Raw genomic sequence first — 4,646 nt, forward strand, 5'->3', positions numbered from 1 at the left:
GCCACACCGGCACCGGCGATATACAACTCCCCGGCCACTCCCGGCGGCACCACACACAGTCCCGCGTCCAGCACGAACACCTGGCAGTTGGATTGCGGCACGCCGATCGGCACCGACGCCCGGTGCCCCGGACTGGTGGGCCAATGGGTGACCGATACCGTCGCCTCGGTCGGGCCATACAAGTTGTGCAGCTTGGCGTCACAGATCGCGGCGAACGCGTCGACGGCCGCAGCGGGCAACGCTTCTCCGGCGACGAATACATCGCGCAATGACGCCAACTGCTCGCGCTCTGCGGCCGAACACAATACCGACAGCATCGACGGGACGAAGTCAGTCAGCGTGACGCCGTGCATGCAGATCGTCGCCGCCACATACCGGGGATCCTTGTGTCCGTCCGGGCTGGCGAGCACCAACCGCGCGCCAGCGACCAAAGCCGCCAGATATCCCCATAACGCCACGTCGAAGGTGATCGCGGTCTTGTGCAGATACACATCCCGGGGACCGATGCGATATTGGCTGCCCATCCATTGCACCTGATTGGCGATCGCGCTGTGGGCGACGGCGACGCCCTTGGGCCGGCCGGTGGATCCCGAAGTGAACATCACATAAGCCTGATGATCGGGATCAAGCCGAGACAGGCGCTCGGCATCGGTGATCGGCGCCGCCGAAAAGTTGGACAGGTCAAGCTCATCGACGTGAACGACACTCACGCCTGCGCTCGCAAATCCCGTACCAGAGCTGCTCAGCACACACACCGGGTCCGCGGTCTCGAGCACGTGGGTGTTGCGCTGCACCGGATGGGTCGGATCGATCGGCACGAACGCCCCGCCGGCGGCCATGATCGCCTGCATGGCGACCACCAAATCGGTGCTGCGCGGCAGCGCCAGCCCCACCAGCGACTCGGGGCCCACCCCCTGGCCGATCAGGTAGCGAGCCAGCCGATTCACTCTCGCCGACAGTTCGGCGTAGGTCAGGCAGTGCCGATCATCCTGTACCGCAGTGGCATTCGGGGTGCGTGCGGCCTGGGCTGCGAACAACTCCGGAATGGTCGCCGCGGCAACGGGACTGGCGGTGTCGTTGTAAGTGCCCAGCAACAGTTCGCGCTGGGTGGCGTCGACGATCTCGATGGAATCGATACCGCGGTCGGCCTGCGCGGTCACCACGTCCAGGACATGCAGGTAGTAACGTGCGAATGTCTCGATCGTGTGCGCGTCGAACAAGTCGGCGGCGTACTCGATCAGACCCGGCAACCGCTGTGCCTGTCCGCCGACGGCAGGCAGGTCGAACAAGTGCATCGACAGGTCGAACTTCGCGGTACGGGTGGACACCGGCATCGCCTCGATGCTCAGTCCGGGCAACTCGAAGCTCGGCACCGGATTGTTTTGCAGCGCAAAGGAAACCTGGAACAGCGGATGATGCGAGGTTGATCGGGCCGGGTTGAGCAATTCCACCAGCCGCTCGAACGGAGCGTCCTGATGCTCATAGGCGGCCAGCGCCTTGGTACGCACCTGGGCCAGTAGATCGGTGAAGCTGTGATTGCCCGAGGTATCCACCCGGAGCACCCAGGTGTTGACGAAAAACCCGATGAGGTCGGCCAATGCCGCGTCGGTACGCCCGGCGATGGGCCCGCCGATGCTCACGTCGTCGCCGGCGCCGAGCTTGCGCAGTAACACCGCCAGCGCGGCCTGCAGCACCATGGACATCGTGGTACCCGTCGTGCGGGCCAGCTGCTCCACCCGCTCCCGCAGCTCCGCCTCGACAGTGAACGAGACCAGCTCGCCGCGGAAGGACTGGCGTGGCGGGCGGGGCCGGTCACCGGCCAAGGTGATCTGTTCGGGAGCATCGGCCAATTCGGCTTGCCAGTAGGCGAATTGGCGGGCCAACATCGACTCGGGGTCATCCTCGTCACCGAGCACCTGCTGTTGCCACAGCGTGTAGTCGGCGTACTGCACTTCCAGCGGCGCCCATTGCGGTTCCCGGCCGGCGCAGCGGGCGGTGTAGGCGGTGGCCAGATCGTTGGCCAGCGGCGCCATCGAGGCGCCATCGGCGGCGATGTGGTGCACCACCAGCACCAAGGCGTGCTCGGTTTCCGACACCGCGATCAGCTGGGCCCGCAGCGGAATTTCAGTGGCCAGGTCAAAGTGATGCGCGGCCGCCTGATTCACTGCCTCTGCCAGTGGCTGCCCCCCGGGCAGTTCGGTGACGATCAGCGGGACCGTCTCGGCGGGCAGGATCAGCTGATGGGCGACGCCGTCCGCCTCGGCGAACACCGTGCGCAAACTTTCATGCCGGGCTACCACATCGCCGAGCGCTGCCCGCAGCGCCGCCACGTCGAGGCTTCCGGTAAGACGCAACGCCAACGGGATGTTGTAGGTGGCCGACGGGCCCTCATATCGGTGCAGGAACCACAATCGGCTTTGCGCGTAGGACAACGGAATTCGCCGCGGGCGCGGTTGGGCTGCCAACGCGGCCCGAACCCCGCGTCCACGGTGCTGGTCCAACCAGTCCGCCAATTGCGCCACTGTCGGCGCCTCGAACACCGCCCGGATCGGCACCTCGACATCCAGCTCGGCACGGATCCGGGCCACCAGCCGGGTCACCGTCAGCGAGTGCCCACCCAAATCGAAGAACCCGTCGTCGATGCCCACCCGCGACAGGCCCAGCACCTCACCGAACAAGGCCGCCAGCACTGACTCCCGGACATCGCGCGGGCCCCGATACGTCGCGGTGCTGACGAACTCGGGAGCGGGCAACGCTGTTCGGTCCACCTTGCCGTTGACGGTGAGCGGCAACGCATCGAGGACCACCAGGACCGCGGGCACCATGAACTCCGGCAACCGCTGCCCCACAAACGTTCGCACCCGGGCGGCGATATCGGCATCCGCGGCTCCCGGCTGCAGCACCACATAGCCGACGAGTTGGTCGCCATGGGCGGTGACCACCGCCTGGGCAACAGCCGGGTGGGCGGTCAGGGCCACTTCGACTTCACCGGGCTCGATGCGGAATCCGCGGATCTTGACCTGATCGTCGGCGCGGCCGACGAATTCCAAGTCGCCCCGGGCATTCCAGCGCACCACGTCCCCGGTCCGGTACATCCTTTCCCCCGGCGCACCTGCGCTTGCGAACGGGCATGCCACGAACCGCGACGCAGTCAGCCCGGCCTGACCGCGATACCCTCGCGCCAAACCGGCACCCGCGACGTACAGTTCGCCGGCCACACCCACCGGCACCAGACGCAGTCCGGCGTCCAGCACATACAACCGCTCATTGCCTAGCGGACCGCCGATCACCGACGCCTCACGGGCGGCGTCGCCCTGGGTCAGCTTGCGACGCGTGGTGTGCACCGTGCCTTCGGTGATTCCGTACATGTTGATCAGCGTCGGCAGCTGTGTCCGGTCTCCGGGATACCACCCTTGCAGCCGCGACGTACGCAACCGCTCGCCAGCGAATACCACCAGACGAAGTGCGGAATCCAGTGCGCTACGGTTGCTTTCACGCTCGGCGCGCATCAGCTCATAGAACGCCGACGGCGTCTGGCTGAGCACGGTGACACCCTCGCGGACTATCAGCTCCCACAGCGCACGCGGCGAACGCACGGTGGTCCAGGGCACCGCCACCACGCGGGCACCATGCAGCAGCGCGCCCCACATCTCCCACACCGAGACATCGAACGCCGGCGAATGACACCACGCCCACACATCCGTGGCAGAAAACTGGCACTCTTGCTTCAGTCCGGCGAACAGCGCCACCACGTTGCGGTGCGTGATGGCAACGGCTTTGGGTTTCCCGGTGGATCCGGACGTGTACATGACGTAGGCCAGATTGTCTGGAGCCGGCCGGATGGCCGGTTGATCGGGAGTCGCGTCGGCGCCGAGCTGATCGATGATCAACCGGGGGATGGTGGACTCCGGCAGTCCCGGCGCAGTGGCAGAGTCGGTGATCAGCAGCTGCGGGGCGGCGTCGGTGAGCATGTAGGTGGTGCGTTGGCTGGAGTGGTTCGCATCGATGGGCAAGTACGCCGCCCCGGTCTGGCTGATCGCCAGCAACGCCGTCACCAGCTCGGCCCCGCGCGGCAGCGCCACGGCGACAATCGTCTCCGGCTGTGCCCCAGCGGCTTTGAGCCGGGCGGCAAGCCGTTGCGCCCGGGCCGCCAGCTGCGCATAGGTCAGGATCTGGCGCTCATCCTGCACCGCGGTCGCATTCGGGGTGCGCGCCGCCTGGGCGGCGAACAATTCTGGCAGGGGCGCCGACGGAATGGGGGCGGCGGTGTCGTTGTAGTTGTTCAGCAGCAGTTCGCGCTGGGCGGCGTCGACGATTTCGATCGTATCGATACCCTGGCCGGGGTCGGCGGTGACGGTGTGCAGGATGTGCAGATAATGGGCCGCGAACGCTTGGATCGTGTGCTCATCGAACAGGTCGGTGGCGTATTCGATTGCACCCGGCATCCGTTGGGGCTGTCCGGCGGGAGCCGGGAAATCGAACAGGTGTATCGACAAGTCGAACTTCGCGGTATGGGTCCATACCGGTATCGCCTTGACGGCCAGGTCGACCAGGTCAAGCGTGGGCGGGGGATTGTTCTGCAGCGCAAAGGAAACTCCGAACAGCGGATGGTGCGCGGTGGAGCGGGCCGGGTTGAGCAGTTCCAC

1 protein-coding gene is annotated in these 4,646 nt (G+C 66.4%); it reads right to left on the reverse strand.

The genetic code is table 11. The annotated features are described in order from the left end of the window. Window positions 1–4,646, reverse strand: a 4,646-nt coding sequence (locus tag AWC27_RS14790) for a non-ribosomal peptide synthetase (RefSeq protein WP_139837012.1), incomplete at both ends; no start/stop codon positions are given.

The sequence above is a fragment of the Mycobacterium szulgai genome, assembly GCF_002116635.1.
Lineage (GTDB): Bacteria > Actinomycetota > Actinomycetes > Mycobacteriales > Mycobacteriaceae > Mycobacterium > Mycobacterium szulgai.